The organism is Paenibacillus sp. KACC 21273, assembly GCF_028736095.1.
Taxonomy (GTDB): domain Bacteria; phylum Bacillota; class Bacilli; order Paenibacillales; family Paenibacillaceae; genus Saccharibacillus; species Saccharibacillus kyungheensis.
The window spans coordinates 4,522,678-4,541,368 of the sequence record NZ_CP117876.1 but is presented as its reverse complement, the minus strand read 5'-3'; the positions used below and the strand labels follow the sequence as shown (position 1 = coordinate 4,541,368).

Genomic DNA, 18,691 nt, shown 5'->3' with positions numbered 1-18,691 from the left:
AGAGCGTTATATATAGAAGAAATAATACTGAACGTTTGTTCAGTATGTTAACAGAGAATAATAAATTTGGCAAGTTAGACATAAGGTTTTAATCGTTATCCATACAATTCCATTATAGGAAAAATCAATTCCCAAAACAAAAAATATGTAGTAATATGAATAAATATGTCTATATACCTACGTCTAAAGGTACAAAAAATGGATCAGACTTACATTTCATTGGGGGAATTGATGTTGGGGAACATGAAAAAGAGAAATCGCCAGTGGATGATGTTACTACTGAGCGTAGCGATTGCTTTGCCTACATGGGGGTTAACAGCAACAGAATTAGCTCAAGCAAGCGATATCCAAAATCACTGGGCAAAAGATGTGCTGACAGAATGGCAAAATAAAGGTTATATCAGCGGATTTCAAGATGGAAGCTTACAACCAGATCAAAGTGTCACTAGATCGCAACTAGCCGCTATGATCAACAAATCATTTGGATTTACACAAGCCGGATCAATAGCTTATCAGGATGTACAGCCTTCTGATTGGTTCTATCACGATGTAGCCATTGCTAAGTCACAGGGATATATGGAAGGATACAAAAACAATACATTCCATCCTGATCAAAAAGTAACACGTCAAGAATTAGCGGTTATTTTGACTTCATTGAAAAAGTTAAAATCATCGAGTTCAGCCGCACGCATGAAAGACACTGTCCATAGTCCTTCTTGGAGTAAAGGTTCTATTGGAGCCGTTATTGACAATGGTCTGATGAATGGTGATGAAAAAGGATTCCGTCCTAAAGATACAACAACACGTGCGGAAGCTGTAACGGTATTAGAACGTTCTTTAGAATCATCGAATAATACGAATACGTCCAAATCAAATTCGCCTACGACTACATACAACACAGCAGGTGTCTATGGGCCGGCATCCGGTCAACAACAGATCACAGGTGATATGCAGTTGAATAGTGCTGGCAGTACATTGCGCAATATGGTGATCGAGGGCGATCTTCTATTGGGTGCAGGTATTGGTGAAGGCGATGCTATTCTAGATCATGTTACTGTCAAAGGAACAACAACGATCAATGGTGGCGGTATCAACAGTATTCATCTGCAAGATTCTACACTTAATACAACAGTAATCAAAAAAAAAGACGGCAATGTACGTGTAGTCACTACAGGTACAACAAGTGTTCAACAGATGATCCTTCAATCTGGAGGTTTACTTGAAGAAAAGGGTCTAACTACAGGTTCAGGATTTACCAATGTAGTCTTGTCTAATCAGATTCCAGCAGGATCAACAGTCTCACTAAAAGGGCGTATTGATAGTATGGATATTTCATCATCGTCTGTGCTAACTCAATTGCTTACAGGTTCTGTAGATAATCTGACAGTAGCTTCAGGAACGACAGATAATAAGATCAGCACGACAACATCTTCCTCGATCCAATCATTAACTTTGAATGGTGTAGCCAAAGTGAGTGGTAACGGCACGATTGAGAAAGCCTACATTAATGTAGCCGGAACAACGATTACACCACGAGTTAACCAGACAACAACCAGTGCAGGCGTAACAGCCCGAATTGAAGGTGGTATGGTCGGTGGGGAGCAAGTGGTTACTAATATTCGTAAAGACGATAACAAACACCAAGAATCGTCCACACCTGTCGTTGTGCAACAACCTGTGCAAAGTTTGGATGTTAGAAACGGACAAGCGATCTTACATCTAAACCAACCAACAAATGAATTATTGCTTAGTGATATGGAAGTAACGGCTACATTAAATGGTAAACCTTATACGCTAACAAATGTTATTTATGATAGTGTGACAGGGGTAATCCAATTCGATCCGCTTAATTTAAAATATGCTTATAATAAAGTATTAGAGATTACAATTACACCGTCCTCACCTGCAAGCCGTTTATTAATAACTACAAAAGGCAATCTACGTATAAATGGATTTACAGGGTGGATTTCAGAAGAAAATAGTGCTTATGTAGAAGGAATGACAATTAATTTTCGTCGTGGAGTAGGTGTGACAGAGGGACCAATCGCAGCAACTGTTACAACCAATGAATATGGAGATTATATAGCTACTCTTCCGCCTGGTACATACACAGGCGAGTTGAAAAAAGAAGGATATATTCCTTCCTATCTGATTGCTACATCTTTGGCAGACAAATATAATTATGAACAAGATGCTATTGTTTCCAGAATGCCAACAGAAGGTAAAATTAGTATTGTGTTAACATGGGATGAATTACCTTACGATGAGGATGCTCATTTGTTAGGACCTACACCTGATGGCTATGGATTCCATACTTCTACCGAAAATAGACAGTACAATTATCAGAATCAGAATTATGTATCTTTAGATACAGATAATATGAGTTCTTACGGACCAGAAGTGATCACTATTAATAAACGTGTAGATGGCATATACACGTTTTATGTACAAAATTATAGTGCGACTGCTAATAATGGAGAAGCATCAACATTGCGAAAATCATCAGCTACTGTAAAAGTATATAATGGCGCATACAGACTTCCGATGAAAACTTATCATATCCCTGTAGGCGATGGAGAAGAACCTTACTGGCATGTGTTTGATATGAATGTAGATCGTGATCAAATCAGCTTTTTCGATCAAAATATGTTAGTTAATAAGCCACCTATCTCTATTTATCATCAAACTCCTGATCAAGGAGATTTGGATATGCTTGACTTAGAACGTGAGATGGAACTTATCTCATCATATAGCGAATTGTCTTATGATACCAAAGTAGATGAGGATATATCATTGCGCTTATCCAATTCAATTAATAGTAATATCAATACGTTTGTTTCTGATATTGAATTATTACCTCATATTGTGGATGGTCATCCAGTAGGTGTAACAGGTGATACGTATTTAACCACTTCCGATACAGAAGATACGATACGATTAGCTCAATATAATGGAAGTGCTTATGCGGCAGATTATAATGTGACATTACATTTATCTCTAGGTGAGGCAGATTTGGAAATGACTGTTTTAGTTAAAGTTCCTACTATAGATACGTGGATCGAGCAAGCGTCTGTAGAAGCTCAATCCAAGATCAATACTGCTACGGCTGGACAAGATATCACTGCATTACAAACGGCTCTAAATCGCAAAAATGCATTAACAAGCAGTTCAACAACAGAAGAAAAAATTGCTGTTTTAGAAGAACTGAACCATGCTTTAATCAGTTTTTGAAAAGTATATAAAAGGCTGTAAACTAAAAAGAACAAGTCTAGGCGTAATGCCTTGGACTTGTTCTTTTTAGTTTATAATAATTAAGAGACAGAACTTTTTAAAAGGTTGTGTCTGTTCAAAGGAACACGGTGGTCTTGAGCATCATCTGTACAAGATGTTGCAGGAGGACGCAAAGAGGGTGTACGTTCTAACACGATATCAATAAAATGAGATATCTGTTGTAGCGATTGAATATGTTTATCAATCGTTTGTTGATGCTGTTGGAGCATTTCGTAGAGATCAGGATAATCAGTCAGATCACTATCAAATGATAGGTTTAGATAGGGTTTCATTTCTTCTAAAGATAAACCCGTCTTTTTCAAACATACCACTAATTTCATTTTTTCAATATCCATTGTATGGTATATACGATGACGATTAGATTTGCGCTGAGCGTAAGGAAGTAATTTAATTTTTTCATAGTAACGAATCGTATCTTCAGATAAGCCACTTTGGCTGGCTGCTTCTTTGATTGAAAATTCTTCAGATGAATACATATCCTATCACTCCTTTAAGACTGTAATGTTATTTTATAACTTGGAGTCGACTCCAAGTCAATCTACGTACTTATCTGTAATCTCCCTATAGCGATTGCTTTATAGAATAGCTGAATTAGGTTTACTGTTGACTTCGATTCGACTCCAAGTTGTAGAGTGAACTCAACCCTTTATTACGGGGGTTCCAATTGTTCACTTGTAAATAGGAGGAAATAGAATGAATACTACATCTTTAGCACGTATTGCATGTATTACTGGAGCTAATCACGGAATCGGTCTTGCTTTGACTCAACAATTACTAGAGCAACAATGGCAGGTGATAGCGATTATTCGATCTTCATTTGCTACTGATGATATACAAATTCAGCAAGCTATACAAGATCAGCGCTTACGTATTTATGTGGCTGATGTATCTGATTTTGAGCAGTTACGAACAGCACTCACACAGATTCAAGCCCAAGAAACCCATATTGATATATTATATAATAATGCAGGTGGAAGTTATCCTGAATTAAGCTTTTCCCCGCAAGGGCGTGAGCTTCACTTTGATACGCAGACTGTAGCTCCATATATTATTCTGAAAGAACTTGAGCAATTAATTCAGCAGGGAACCCTACGCACAGTGATCAATACATCCAGTGCTGTATTTGCTACACTGTTAACATTCGATCCTGATCAGTTAGAACATCCGACAAAATTTAAACCGTTATTCGGAGCCTATGCAACCGCTAAGTTAGCTTTATCGCTTTGGACTTTTGAACGTGCTTCTGAATTTGAACATCAGAAAGGAATCAAGTTGTTAAGTGTGGATCCCGGGGGCAATAATACGCTACGTTCGGGTAAACGATCAGGCATTCCATTTTTCATCAAAATTCTGACTAGATTATTTTTTCCAGCACCAACTCGTGGAGCATCTTTATTATATGAAGCGGCTTTAGGAGAGGATCGTTCGTTATTTGCAGCAGGTGATTATATTGTGAAAGGGAAATCGGCTCTATTGAAGTTTAAACAGATTGCACCTGTAATTAGTGAGAAGGTGCATAGAATCTATGAGCAAGAGTATAAAAGATAAATAGACCAACATTATTTGGATATCCCATCACAAGTAGCTTGTACTCAAAAGAGTTCCTATAGTGCGAAGACATTTTACTTTTCTAAAGAAAGGATGATGTGCGATACGTAATCAGCAACAGATGATGGATTTGATTTTGAACTTTGCCAAGCAGGATGAACGGGTGCGAGTAGTAGCGATGAATGGTTCGCGTGTGAATAGCAATATACAGACTGATATATTTCAAGATTACGATATCGTGTATCTGGTGACGGATGTGTCATCTTTTGTGGAAGATTCGAATTGGACAGATTATTTCGGTGAGAAGATTATTATGCAAATGCCAGACGCTATGGCAGATTCGCTTGAAAATAATGATGGACGATATGCTTATCTGATGTTGCTTGCTGATGGCAATCGGATCGATCTAAGATTATTTCCATTATCTCTTCAAGCGACTTATATTGCTGAAGATCGGTTGATTAAAGTATTACTGGATAAAGATCAGCGAATGTCTGAACTGTCGCCACCCACAGATAAAGATTACCATATTGAATGCCCGACAGCGCAACAGTATGCAGATTGCTGTAATGAATTGTGGTGGGTATCGACTTATATTGCAAAAGGATTATGGCGACAAGAAATTCTATATGCGATCGATCATCTCAATACGTATGTTCGTCCTATGTTACTACAAATGATCACCTGGCAAGTCGGAATTCATACAGACTTTCAAGTAAGCGTAGGCAAAAATCATAAGTATTTACAACAATATGTAGATCCAGCTATATGGACACAATTGTTAGCAACATATCCTCAAGCAGATAATGAACAGATCTGGCAAGCTCTACACCAAACAGGTGATTTGTTCCGAAATGTCGCTTTAGATGTAGCAACACAATTACATTTTGAATATGATAGGGTACAAGACCAGCAGGTGAGTGTCTACTTAGAACATATTCGTACATTGAGTCCGCAAGCGCAGGATTTTTATTTGTAGTCTATAAAGTAGTCCATACAGAAGTGATTACAGAAGCACATACAGAATTTCATTGACTAAATGGTCTATTTATTTTTGCAAAACAAAAGCCTTACTCCATATACAGGAATAAGGCTTTTGATATTTCTACATTAATGCATAACTGTTATAGACGGACACCGATATGCAAAGAATCACGTAATTCCAGTAGTTCTGCATAATGATCCACGATCATATCTGCTTCACTCAAATCTTGATTACCTGAACCTGGATTCTGATGACCGATACAACGCATACCTGCAAGTTTAGCTGCACGTACACCATTACGAGAATCTTCGATTACTACACAGTGTTGTGGTTCTACTTGTAATAATGATGCCGCATGCAAAAAGATATCCGGTGCAGGCTTACCATGTGCTACTTCTTCACCACTAACCATGACTGTGAAAAAGCGGCGTAATCCTGTACGCTCTAAAATCAATTCGATCAAGGAACGTGGAGAAGACGAAGCGACCGCAAGCTTTATCCCTGATGCAGATAACCATTCGATCCATTGTTCTACATGGTCAAATGCTTGCAATTCCTTGTGATCTTGCATTACTTTCATCACATTGTCTTTATGAAAAGCCAGAACTTCCTCCATCACATGATCCAGCTTGTGTTTATCCATCACTTGCTGAAACATCGATTCCAACGTAACACCTACATACGTATGATGTTCTGTTTCTTCTACTGTAGCACCCAGATGCTGAAAAGAACTTTTTTCAATTTCAAAATAAATCGGTTCACTGTCGATCAGAACGCCATCCATATCAAAAATAACGGCTTGAATCGGTGGGTTCTGCCACAAAGAAGATGAAGCGTTATTCAGATGCTTTGATGCCATATGGTATTGACCTCCATTCCTCAGATCTATTAAGTAGATTGTAAAACGACTTTAATCGCATTTGAAGATGGTGTCAATGTTCCACTGCTGATATTACAACCTAGCGTCTGGAACGCTTCTTCATAATCTTGCAGTGCAAAAGTATGGGTAATCAATTTGCTTGCTGGGATCAGATTGCGTTCGATCATATAATGAGCTGTCGCAAATGTACCTAGAGAATCGATCGAACCGATAATTTTGAGACTACGATCCACGATTTCTTTAGGATTAAAAGAACTGACTCCATCACGCAAACCAACCAGCATCATATAACCACCATGAGCAAGGTTCGATAATACGGTTGTGCCGACTGCACCGGTTGTATCCACAATCAGATCAACCTGACGATCAGAAGGAGAGATGTGTTCTAGAGCACTCTCAAATGAGTTATGTGTATCCCAACGTTCCGGGGCTATCGCATCCGCAATATGCAAGCGATCTTGTGAGATATCAACAATGCTACCGGATACTCCTTTGGAAGCTAGAGCATAGCTGTATAACATTCCGATCGGGCCTGCACCCAAAATAATCGTACGGAAATTAGGCAGTAGTTGAATTTGGTTGATACCTGTGAGCATACAGCTCAACGGTTCTGTTAGCGTCGCTTCTGCATAACTAACATGATCTGCTAATTTGTAAAGAAACCGATCCTCAGTCACATAGTAGTCGGTAAATGTACCGTCACTACTTACCCCTGTCTCGGTCGTGCTTTTATGTAAACAATGGTTCTGCCTTCCTGTCCGGCACATATTACATTGACCGCAATAGTAGGTAGGATCGATCACAACTCGATCACCGACTTGTAGAGTAGTGACTCTGTCGCCCACTTGTACGACTTCTCCAGCCGATTCATGCCCTAGAATGATTGAAGATTTGGCATGATATTTGCCACTCACAATACCGAGGTCTGTTCCACATACACCTGTTGCATGAATCCGTACCAATACTTGATTGTCTTGCGTGATTTGTGGTTGAGGTCTTTCTTCCAGAGCAACATCCCACGCTGATTTGTAGACAAGTGATAACATAATATTCCTCCTCATATTAACTATAAGCGTATTCTTTTATATTCATCTAACAACGTATATACATAATTTATTCGCAATTAAGTAAAAGCGCTTTAATCCAAAGACGACAAAACGAGATCCAATCGGCGAATAATCTCTACAATTTCTTCATCAGTAACTGTAAGGGATGGACGAACTTTCACGACATTACCAAATCCATAACGAGAACCACGTAGAATTAATTGTTGATCAGCAAAAGCGAAATTGATAATCGCATTCATTTTGTTGGTATCTGGAGCATTGTATTCATCTACAATTTCTAGACCCCACATAAGACCAACACCACGAGCTTCACCGATACAGCTATATTTCTCTTCCAAATCTAAAAGTAAATCGCCAAGCAATTTGCCTTTGCGTTGTACTTCTTCCATAAATCCAGGTTCAGACACAACTTCCAATGTTGATTTAGCTGCGGTGACAGAGATCAGATTGCTACCAGACGTAAATGAATGTTCATGTTTTTCAAGTACATTTAGACGAGATTGCATTAATACGGCAGCAACAGGAACGCCGATTCCACCAAGCCCTTTAGCTAGCGTAATAATATCAGGTTTGATATCGAATAATGTACTTGCGAACATATAACCGGTACGACCGATACCTGTCTGTACTTCGTCTGCGATTAAGATGATATTTTGCTCATCACATAACTGACGAATGCCTTTGAAATATTCAGGTGGAGGTATAATATTACCGCCGTTACCTAGAATCGGTTCGATAATCATGCAAGCGGTAGAACCAGAACCACCGTATTCAAGCTGATCGGCTAGTGCTTCTACACATTTCATTCCGCAATTGGAAGGGTTCGCATCGAACGGGCAACGATAGCAGTAAGGTGCAGGGACATGCAGAGAATTGGGAACAGATGAATTAGGGAATCCTTTACGACGGAAAGCATTACCCGAAATACCTGTAGCAAATTGAGTCTGTCCATGATGAGAGTAGAAAAGGCTGACAATATCAGTATCACCGGTGTATTTTTGAGCGATTTTAGTTGCGCATTCGTTTGCAGTGGAACCCGTGATGTCACGCATCCAGCCTGCATCGATCCCATTAGGTGCATATTCTAACAAATGCGATAACACTTCATCTACATAAGGCTCTGTAAAAGTAGACGACATATGCGTTAGATTACCAACTTGCTCTTGTACTTTTTCTACAACATAAGGGTGATTATATCCTAGAGAAAGGTTGAATGTACCGGATACACCGTCTATATATTCTGTGCCTGTATCGTCAATTAATTTAATACCTCTACCATAACGAAACCGATTCTCAGTTAAAGTTTGCATGTTTTGCCTCCTGATTTTAAGTTCAAATAGACTTGATCTGCCAAAATAGACTGTCAGCACTACAACTACAATCGATTACTGGAACGCTGTTCCTCACCTCCTTTACAGAGTGATTTCTATGATTGTACTCTTGATGTTAATTTGGCTTGAGAAGAACTCCATTGAGAAGTAAAAGCAATACTTATTAACAACACCAGTGCAAATCCAGCAAATACCCACAAGGTAGGCCCGACTGACCAATTCGCCATGCTCCAACCGATCACGTATTGCAATACAGAGCCACCGATACCGCCAGCAGCAATCAGAATACTGGTTGTACGTTCAGTCATGCCCGGAATCAGCACGTTCGCAAATACAAGAGCGATAGAGAATAGACCTGACATAAATAATCCGATACCAAAAATCAGAATATACATAGCGACAGGATGAGAAACCAGAGCAAGTCCAATAATCATTAGCATCATGCCAAGTGAACTACCTATTAGAAAAGGAACATAACGAATCGATTCTGCTATACGTCCGACAAATAATCGACCAATCGTCATAGCTGCCCAGAAAAAAGTGACACTGAGCGAAGCCGCTGAATCACTAATAGAGATACTTTCGATCAGAATAGAAGGTAAAAAATTCATTACGCCTAATTCAAGACCCATATATACGAAGAAGAACAAAATAAAAATACTGAGAAATTGTAATTGTTTGCCACTGTATTTTCGTTTCACGACAGCGCCGGTATGATCAGCATCATGCTCTTGAATACGGCGAAGCTGTGCAGAACTATCTGCTGGCATCGTCATCCAGAATATCAATAGCAATAATGTAGCTAATGCAACCGTATAGAAAGACAGCTGCCATACATTTAAGAAAATATACAGACTAGCAAGAGCAGGAATCAATAATGAACCTACGCCAAAATAAACATCTAACTTGGTCATCGCGACCGCTTTTTGCGCTTCAGCAAATTCGATAGTAAATGCTCCAATCGAAGATTCGATAATTCCTGAACCAAAACCAACAAAAATCGTCATAGTGACCATCCAACCCCATACAGGCAATGTTCCCATCAACGCATAAGCAATCGTAATCGCACCAAGTGCAATCAATAACATATACTTACGTCCTACCCCTGCGGATAAAGATGGCGATACAATTACCCCTACAAGAAAGCCCATAAACTGTAGAAATAACAGTGTGCCTCCATCGCTGTAATCTTTACCGTAATGCGGCAATATAACAGGGAGCAGAGCACCTAACAAAACACTGGTAATTCCGATCAAAAAATAAAAGCCACAACTTAATCCAAAAATCCTTTTCAACATCATCACCCTTCCATAAATAATCAAATACACTTGAAATTTCCATCTATGATCAACATAATGAATGAAGGCAGACGTTGTACAGTGACTGCCATCTATGTATTTAGCCTATAAGGAGTGATAGTGAATGAGTCAGTTATTAGAAAATTTTCAAGGTAAAGCAATGGATGAACGATTACAATGGCATTGCCCACCAGAAGAATGGGAAGTATCTTCCGACAAACAGGTGCTTACGTTTAAGCCACTCGCCAAAACAGATTTCTGGCAAAAAACGCATTATGACTTTCGAGTGGACAATGGACATTTTTTATTTGCTGAAATGACAGGTGACATCATTATGACAACGAAAGTGCGTACATATCCAGTTCATCAATATGATCAAGCTGGATTGATGATTCGTTTTTCAGAACATTGCTGGCTCAAAACGTCTGTTGAATTCGAAACGGATGGTCATGCCAAGTTAGGTGCGGTTGTTACCAACAACGGCTACTCGGATTGGTCTACGCAAAATTTTGTTGCAGGTGAGACTGAATTGTTATTCCGTATTCGTCGTGAAGCTGGTGATTATACGATTGAGTATGCAGAGCAAGAAAAAGATGAATCTGAACAGCCCCAATGGAACCAGATACGAATCGCTCATTTATTCGAAGATCAAGATGATCAGACACCTTTTCAATGTGGTGTGTACGCATGTAGCCCGCAAGGAGATGGCTGTCATGTTGAATTCGAATACTTGCATATTGAGCCACTACAAAAAGAAAACAAGTAGTTAAAATGAAGCTGAGAGTAAATGTAAAAATTATGTATTTAATTACAATAAATAACTATAGAGTCTTAAATTTGAATAGTCAAGTTAAGAATATGTAAGGTTATACATTTAAGATTAAATAAGGAAAGCGAAGCGTTATATCGTATTTAGGAGATTAAAAATTGTAAAATTAGCATTAAATTTACTTTTTTATGAAATGAACATTATAAAAGTAAGTGGGAAAATACAGAGATAAATATTTGATAGGTAAAAACCAAAAGATGATAACATCAGGTTTTGGTTTGGCTATTCTATTTTGATTTTCAACCAACGTTGTATCAATTATTTCCCAGGTAATTTCCCTGATAGATAATCAATAAAAAGCTCGCCGATGAAACAAAAAGATTATTCTGAAGATAGGCAAAATAGCTATCATTTTAGAATAATCTTTTTGTTATGTATATATGGTTATATGGAAAAGTTTGGTTTTTAGACATATTGTATGGATATCATGTGAAAAGAGCTAGCTTGGTTTACAAGCACCTATAGAACGTAATACAATAGAGTTATAGGCAGGTACTAAGTTTTCAAAAATTGTCCAAAATGCCCTATGTGATAACTTAATCTTTCTCGGGGATTCCATGAGTGACTACTGTGGAATCATTGTGAAGTAGGTTACGAATCGATCCCAAGAGAGGAATTACCTAAATATGTCCACTACGCGTGTGACGAAAGACCAAGATAATTGGCGCAAAAGTTTAGCTCCTTATGAGAAATCAAATACGAAGTACAGTGTATGGCAACTGATTAATACACTTGTCCCCTTTTTCGGCCTCTGGTATCTTGCATACCTTAGTTTATCCGTATCCTACTGGTTAACCATTCCTATTATGGTACTTGCTGGTGGATTCCTTGTCCGCACTTTTATTATTTTTCATGATTGTTGTCACCGTTCCTTTTTCAAAAACCGTAAAGCAAATACAATTGTAGGTAATATTACAGGTATTATGACTTTATGTTCTTATGATCAATGGCGCTATAGCCACTCTATGCATCACGCAACAAATGGTAATCTGGATAAACGTGGAACAGGCGATATCTGGACACTAACTGTAAATGAGTATTTAGCATTATCTCCATTACGCCGTTGGGTGTACCGTATGTATCGTAATCCAATGATTATGTTTACAATCGGTCCGATTTATACGTTTTTATTAATTTACCGTTTTAACCGTAAAGGCGCTCCGAAAAAAGAGCGTATGAACACATATATGGTCAATGTAGCACTTGTTGCTATTATCGGTTTACTTTGCTGGGCTATTGGCTGGCAAGCATTTCTAATGATTCAAGGCCCTATCTTCTTTATGTCTGGTGTAGGCGGTATCTGGTTATTTTATGTACAGCATCAGTTTGAAGAAAGTTACTTTGAAGAAGAAGAAAATTGGAATTATGTCAAAGCGGCTATGCATGGTAGCTCGTTCTACAAACTTCCTAAAATCTTGCACTGGATTACCGGTAATATCGGTTTCCATCATATTCATCATTTAAGTTCTCGTGTACCCAATTATTTCTTGGAGTCCGCGCACAATACAAGTCCGGTGTTGCAAGATGTACAGACGATTACATTATTAACTAGCTTGCAATCATTACGTTTCCGTATTTGGAACGAAGATACGAAGAAATTTATCGGATTCAAAGATATTGATACTTCGCTTAAAGTCAAAAACAAAAAACAACAGCAAAAAGCAGGCTAATGATCGGATAGATGCATCACCAGGTTTACGAGAGAGGTGGTATATTCTTCCGAATATATGAAAACAAAAAACCTTGAGATTTTGATTGCTGATGACAATGACATTAACCGATATGTGTTAATGGAAATGTTGAGAAAATTAGGGCATAAAGTCAAAGGGGCAAAGCATGGTAAAGAAGCTGTACAACTTGCTACTCAATATTCATATGATATGATATTTATGGATTTGCGTATGCCCGAATTGGGTGGGATCGAAGCTGTACAACAAATTCGATCTTCTATTTCAGAACATGAGAAACAGCCTTATATTATTGCTTGTTCTACAGATCTTCTGAATGTAGATTTACTTTCAGAATCTAAAATGAACGCCTATATCAGTAAACCTTTGCGAAAAAGAGTGATTGAAGAAGCGCTTAGCGATTGGGAAGATTTACGATAAAAGATGATATGTCTACAACAAAAAGAACAGCCCGATCAAAGGGCTGTTCTTTTTTTGATGATTTTCATATAGTGCCTATTAGAGAGTGGAAAAGTTGTGACGGTGACGAGGAGATAGCTGGTCATTTAATAGACGCATCTGTTCCATATGCAAAATGGTATACGCTATATCTTCTTCCATCGCTGCTACTGCTTTGATTTTTTCAGGTAGCGTATTGAAAATGTGTTCTTTATTCGCTTTGGGTTCATATAATTTGAGGTACATCATGCGAATAACAGACCAGCTTTTAATAGACTGGGTAAATGCAGCACGAATACATTGCATATTGGCATGTTCTAGATCTGCTCGATATTCTACAAATTTCAAAAATTGCATGCGTGACTGAATAATATACAGCAATTCAAGGTGTAATTTGTTCGCAGCACCGGGATTGAATTGATTCATTTCCATCACAGCGAGTTGATACCATTGCTCAAATTGATCTGCAAATACGCGCATAGCTTCAAAAATAGAGTACGTTTGCGGTTGGAGCCCTAGATTTGTTTTGGCGATATTCAGTAATACAAGATCTATATCTGTATCTTCTAAATCTAACGTAGAAGTACGAGGAGAGAATGTCATAATCTCATTCATGAATCCCTGACTAAAGTCAGCTACACTTTGAGTATAGTTGTGCGTCATATAAGAAACGTCTGTGCAAGCGAACATATCGGTTTGTGGATCATAGTTTACGATAATAAAAAAGTGTGTGTTATGCAGAGCATGATAATTGTCAGGGAACCAGGGACAGGCGAATGAGTCACATTTGACCAATACCGGTCTGCCAGCTTCCAGTTCCTGATAAATAGTGTTCAGTGCATCAGGTAAAGAAATCTCGCGATGTAATGTATAATCAGTATTAGCATATTTCAAAATATCTTCATACGTATAGGATTCATGACCAAGTAAATCATACGAAAATGGATCTGTTCCAAATTGAGAAAAAGTCCATGAATGGGCAAAAGCTTGTAAATAATCATCACCAAAATAAGACACAGCGGTAGCGATATTTCCGTTAAAACAAGACCAATCAAATCCAGATAACGGTTTCAAATCAAGCAAGTTGGAAAAGGGAGGCATATATCGTTCGCTCCTTATCTTCATATAGGTAGAGTAAAAATAGCTTATGTATGTTGTCTATCATACTACTGCCAGATATAAGACACAAATTAACCAATAAGAATTGACATTCAAAATCAGTATATGGTATATAAAAGGTAGTGATTAGCACTCGTATTGCCTGAGTGCTAAAAAAAGCAGAATCGAAGGGAGACTTACTTTTCATGACTACCAAGCAATTTAAAGCGGAATCCAAACGATTATTAGAAATGATGATTAACTCGATCTATACGCAAAAGGAAATCTTTTTGCGCGAATTAATCTCCAATGCAAGTGATGCGATTGATAAAATTTACTATAAAGCATTAACAGATGATTCGTTAACATTCCACAAAGAAGATTATTATATCAAAGTCTCTGCGGACAAAGCGGCTAGAACGTTAACGATTGCAGATACAGGGATTGGTATGACTGAAGAAGACCTTGAAAATAATCTAGGTATTATTGCAAAAAGTGGCTCGCTTGCTTTCAAAAAAGAAAATGAAGCAAAAGATGGTCACAATATTATCGGTCAATTCGGTGTAGGCTTCTATGCGGCATTTATGGTGGCAGATGAAGTGACTGTCATCAGTAAGGCACTAGGAAGCGATCAAGCGTTCCAATGGCATTCTGAAGGTACAGAGGGCTATTCTATTACTCCAACAGAGAAAGATACAGTAGGTACAATCATTACACTCAAAATCAAAGAAAATACAGAAGATGATCAATACGATGAGTATTTGGAAGAATATCGTTTGAAAGCGATCATCAAAAAGTATTCTGACTTTATCCGTTATCCAATCAAAATGGATATCAGTGGCAGTCGTCCTGTTGAAAATGACAACGCAGACGAAAATGCAGAGCCAGAATATGTAGAATATACTGAAGAGCAAACAGTAAATAGCATGATTCCAATCTGGCGCAAAAACAAAAGCGAATTAACCGATGCTGATTATGAGAACTTTTATAATGAAAAACGGTATGGCTTCGATAAACCGCTAAAACATGTGCATATTAGCGCAGATGGTGCAGTGGTCTATAATGCGATTCTATTTATTCCTGAAAATACACCGTTTGATTATTACACGAAAGAGTATGAAAAAGGTCTAGAATTGTACTCTAATGGCGTATTGATTATGGATAAATGTAGCGATCTCTTACCAGATTACTTTAGCTTTGTGAAAGGGATGGTTGATTCTGAAGACCTGTCTCTGAATATTTCACGCGAAATGCTACAGCATGATCGTCAATTGAAATTAATCGCTAAAAATATTAAAAACAAAATCAAAGGTCAATTACAGTCGATGCTTAAAGATGAGCGTGAGAACTATGAGAAGTTCTACCAATCATTTGGCAGACAATTAAAATTCGGCGTGTACAACGAATATGGTATGCACAAAGAAGACCTACAAGATATTTTGTTGTTCGCTTCTTCACATGAGAAGAAATTAGTGACACTCGATGAATATGTATCCAGAATGCCAGAAGATCAGAAGTTCATCTACTATGCAGCAGGTGAATCGATCGAACGTATAGAGAAATTACCGCAAACAGAAATGGTATCTGATAAAGGATATGAAATTCTATACTTTACCGATGATATCGATGAATTTGCTATCAAAATGATCAATACGTACAAAGACAAAGCATTCAAATCTGTTTCTAGTGGCGATCTAGGTATTGAGCCAGACGAAAAAGATCAAACGACAGAAGCAGAAGAAAACGAAAATAAAGATTTGTTTGAAGCGATGAAAGCAACTTTGGCAGGTAAAGTATCCAATGTTAAAGCATCCAAACGTCTAAGATCGCATCCTGTCTGCTTGTCTACAGAAGGCGAACTATCGATTGAAATGGAAAAAATCCTTCAAGCGATGCCAGATGGTGGCGGCGTAAAAGCAGATAAAGTACTGGAAATTAACGTTAATCATGATGTTTTCCAATCACTTAAAAATGCACTGGAAAATGATAAAGATAAGCTGAACCTGTATACAAACTTGTTATACAATCAAGCCTTGTTAATCGAAGGTCTGCCGGTACAAGATCCAGTAGAATTTACGAACGATATTTGTAAAGTGATGGTTTAAATTCAATAGTTAATCTATAAAATACAAAAAAACTCCTTATGATTAAGGAGTTTTTTTGTGCTTTTATTCGCCAATAAACGACAAAATAATATTTTTTACAACAAATGGAGGATTTGCTATACATATTTAAATTAGTACTACCGACATATAATTATAGTTAAAATTAAAACTAATACACTACTAAAGTCTTAATTGATCAAAACTTAAGTCGGTAAGCCATTAGTCTGAATAACGATATACCTCAAAATCCTAATTAGATAAACATCATAGATAGAAGTTGGTGATATGAAGTAATACACAATCAGGCATTACTACTAATAAAAACTAAAAAACTTTCAGAGGGGTTTATTGAATATGAAAAATCTAAGTGTTCGTACCAAAATTGTAATTTTAATTATTATTAATCTACTATTATTGCTTGCTTTAGGTTTTAACGGTACGACTTCAACAAAACAAATGTCTAATATTGCAACAGATATGTACGAGAAAAATATGAAACCTGTGATGGCTATGGATCAGATTATTATTAATTATAGTAACAATGCCAAACGCCTATTAATACTTACGCGTACAACAGATATGACCGAAAGAGAAACATTGATAAAAGAAGTGGCTACAACAGCTTCGGATACAGGCAAACAATACGCATTGCTTAAACAAACGACTCTTAGTCCTGAAAATCAGCAAAATTTAGCTAATCTTACAGAAACAAATATAGCATTTTCAGACGCTCGGCAGAATATTTTAGATGCGGTAGGTGCAGGTGATCTTACGACTGCTCAGTCAAATTACACTGATTTAGAAAATACACGTATTACTTTGAATAAATATTTAGATACTTTGCGTACCAGTATGGTAAATGAAGCCAATCAAAGTAAAGTTACAGCTGATAATACGTATAGTCGGTCTACTATAGTTATGGTTACTTTTATTATTATTGGATTGCTCGTGTCTTTGTTGGTCGGCTTATGGATTGCATTACTTATTTCTCGTCCATTACGTAAAGTTCAACAATTGATGAATCAAGCGGCTCAAGGGGATCTTACAGCAGCAGCAGATTACCAGGCAAAAGATGAGATTGGTCAGGTGGCTACTGCTTTTAATACGCTTATAGCAAGTATGCGTAAAATTATTAAAAGTGTAGATGAAAGTGCAATGACTCTGTCTGCATCTTCGGAAGAGTTAACCGCTAGTGCAGAGCAAACAGCACAGGCTTCTTCTCATATTGCTACGTCTTCTGGCGAATTAGCAACTGGCTTTACCTCCCAGACACAAACAGTTATTCAAGTGACAGATTCGGTAAATGGAATGGCACGTCAGATGGATCAAATCTCTCATACGAGCCAACAAGTGGGCGAAATGACCGAAAACATGCAACAAACTGCTGAAAAAGGAATTGATGAAGTACGAGATATTACTAATCGTATTGAACAATTATCAAGCGATATTCATTCTACATTAAATGTGCTTACGAATCTAAATGCGAAATCAGAGCAGATTGGATTTGCTTCTTCCGCTATTCAGCAGATCGCTCAACAAACCAATCTATTAGCACTTAACGCTTCTATCGAAGCCGCGCGTGCAGGTGATGCTGGACGAGGATTTGCCGTAGTTGCTGATGAAATCCGTAAACTGGCTGAAAGTTCAGCGAGCTCTTCCACTACAATTACTAGCTTGATCAAAGATGTACAACAAGAAAGTCAAAGTGCTGTCGACAAAGCAAGAGGTTCTGTACACAGTGTTCAAGCTAGTATTGATGGAGGACAACGGGTCACAGTTGCATTTGAAGCGATTCAGCAATCTATTAACACGACTGTCCAACAGACCAATTCAACAAATACGTTAATCAATAATGCCACTCAAGAGACTCAAAAAGTGGCTGAAGCAATGGAACATTTAAGTGCATTATCACAGCAAGGTTCTGCGGGTATTGATGAAATGAATGCTGCTAGTGAAGAACAGTTATCTACGATGGAAGATGTAGCTTCATCTGCTCGTCATCTATCACAGTTAGCAGAAGAATTACAACAATTGATCGCTTTCTGCAAAGTATAATTTTCGACTAGATCAGGTATACTATCTTTATATCGCACAACGATAATTAGCAAATATAACAACCAATAGAGCCACGAC

14 protein-coding genes are annotated in these 18,691 nt (G+C 37.8%); 8 read left to right on the top strand and 6 right to left on the bottom strand.

Annotation, left to right across the window (positions count from 1 at the left end; translation table 11 throughout):
- Positions 1-243: 243 nt before the first annotated feature.
- Positions 244-3,231 carry an S-layer homology domain-containing protein gene (locus PQ460_RS19865; RefSeq protein WP_274170906.1) on the top strand — a complete coding sequence of 996 codons (2,988 nt, stop codon included), beginning with the start codon at positions 244-246 and terminating at the stop codon, positions 3,229-3,231.
- An 80-nt stretch (positions 3,232-3,311) separates the two neighbouring features.
- On the opposite strand, the gene PQ460_RS19860 is transcribed toward PQ460_RS19865, so the two are convergent.
- Positions 3,312-3,767: a MerR family transcriptional regulator gene (locus PQ460_RS19860; RefSeq protein ID WP_273614951.1), complete on the bottom strand. Its 456-nt coding sequence runs from the start codon at positions 3,765-3,767 to the stop codon at positions 3,312-3,314.
- 217 nt (positions 3,768-3,984) lie between these two features.
- Between PQ460_RS19860 and PQ460_RS19855 the strand changes: the two genes are divergently transcribed.
- Positions 3,985-4,839 carry an SDR family NAD(P)-dependent oxidoreductase gene (locus PQ460_RS19855; protein ID WP_274170905.1) on the top strand — a complete coding sequence of 285 codons (855 nt, stop codon included), beginning with the start codon at positions 3,985-3,987 and terminating at the stop codon, positions 4,837-4,839.
- A 121-nt stretch (positions 4,840-4,960) separates the two neighbouring features.
- Positions 4,961-5,818: an aminoglycoside 6-adenylyltransferase gene (locus PQ460_RS19850; protein ID WP_337993947.1), complete on the top strand. Its 858-nt coding sequence runs from the start codon at positions 4,961-4,963 to the stop codon at positions 5,816-5,818.
- A gap of 145 nt (positions 5,819-5,963) precedes the next feature.
- On the opposite strand, the gene PQ460_RS19845 is transcribed toward PQ460_RS19850, so the two are convergent.
- The 4 genes from PQ460_RS19845 to PQ460_RS19830 form a co-directional block, all read right to left on the bottom strand.
- Positions 5,964-6,683: an HAD family hydrolase gene (locus tag PQ460_RS19845; protein WP_274170904.1), complete on the bottom strand. Its 720-nt coding sequence runs from the start codon at positions 6,681-6,683 to the stop codon at positions 5,964-5,966.
- A gap of 29 nt (positions 6,684-6,712) precedes the next feature.
- Complete coding sequence (locus PQ460_RS19840; protein WP_274170903.1) at positions 6,713-7,750, bottom strand: zinc-dependent alcohol dehydrogenase; 1,038 nt, start codon at positions 7,748-7,750, stop codon at positions 6,713-6,715.
- 92 nt (positions 7,751-7,842) lie between these two features.
- Entirely contained in the window at positions 7,843-9,081 is a 1,239-nt protein-coding gene (locus PQ460_RS19835; protein WP_273614956.1) for an aspartate aminotransferase family protein, read from the bottom strand.
- A gap of 116 nt (positions 9,082-9,197) precedes the next feature.
- The gene (locus tag PQ460_RS19830; protein WP_273616233.1) at positions 9,198-10,397 is read right to left on the bottom strand and encodes an MFS transporter; all 1,200 of its coding nucleotides are present in this window, start codon (positions 10,395-10,397) and stop codon (positions 9,198-9,200) included.
- A gap of 127 nt (positions 10,398-10,524) precedes the next feature.
- On the opposite strand from PQ460_RS19830, the gene PQ460_RS19825 reads away from it, so the two are divergent.
- The 3 genes from PQ460_RS19825 to PQ460_RS19815 all read left to right on the top strand — a co-directional run bounded on the left by PQ460_RS19825 (position 10,525) and on the right by PQ460_RS19815 (position 13,337).
- Complete coding sequence (locus tag PQ460_RS19825) at positions 10,525-11,166, top strand: DUF1349 domain-containing protein (protein WP_274170902.1); 642 nt, start codon at positions 10,525-10,527, stop codon at positions 11,164-11,166.
- Between the two features lie 689 nt (positions 11,167-11,855).
- Complete coding sequence (locus tag PQ460_RS19820) at positions 11,856-12,899, top strand: Delta(5) desaturase DesA (protein ID WP_273614958.1); 1,044 nt, start codon at positions 11,856-11,858, stop codon at positions 12,897-12,899.
- 57 nt (positions 12,900-12,956) lie between these two features.
- Complete coding sequence (locus tag PQ460_RS19815) at positions 12,957-13,337, top strand: response regulator (protein WP_273614959.1); 381 nt, start codon at positions 12,957-12,959, stop codon at positions 13,335-13,337.
- 78 nt (positions 13,338-13,415) lie between these two features.
- Here the strand turns inward: PQ460_RS19815 and PQ460_RS19810 are convergent, their stop codons facing one another.
- Complete coding sequence (locus PQ460_RS19810; protein ID WP_274170901.1) at positions 13,416-14,456, bottom strand: BtrH N-terminal domain-containing protein; 1,041 nt, start codon at positions 14,454-14,456, stop codon at positions 13,416-13,418.
- Positions 14,457-14,659: 203 nt separating this feature from the next.
- On the opposite strand from PQ460_RS19810, the gene htpG reads away from it, so the two are divergent.
- Positions 14,660-16,558, top strand: a complete 1,899-nt coding sequence (htpG, locus tag PQ460_RS19805; protein WP_273614961.1) for a molecular chaperone HtpG — start codon at positions 14,660-14,662, stop codon at positions 16,556-16,558.
- A 354-nt stretch (positions 16,559-16,912) separates the two neighbouring features.
- Positions 16,913-18,613, top strand: coding sequence for a methyl-accepting chemotaxis protein (locus PQ460_RS19800; protein WP_274170900.1), 1,701 nt, complete (start codon positions 16,913-16,915; stop codon positions 18,611-18,613).
- The last annotated feature ends 78 nt before the right edge of the window (positions 18,614-18,691 follow it).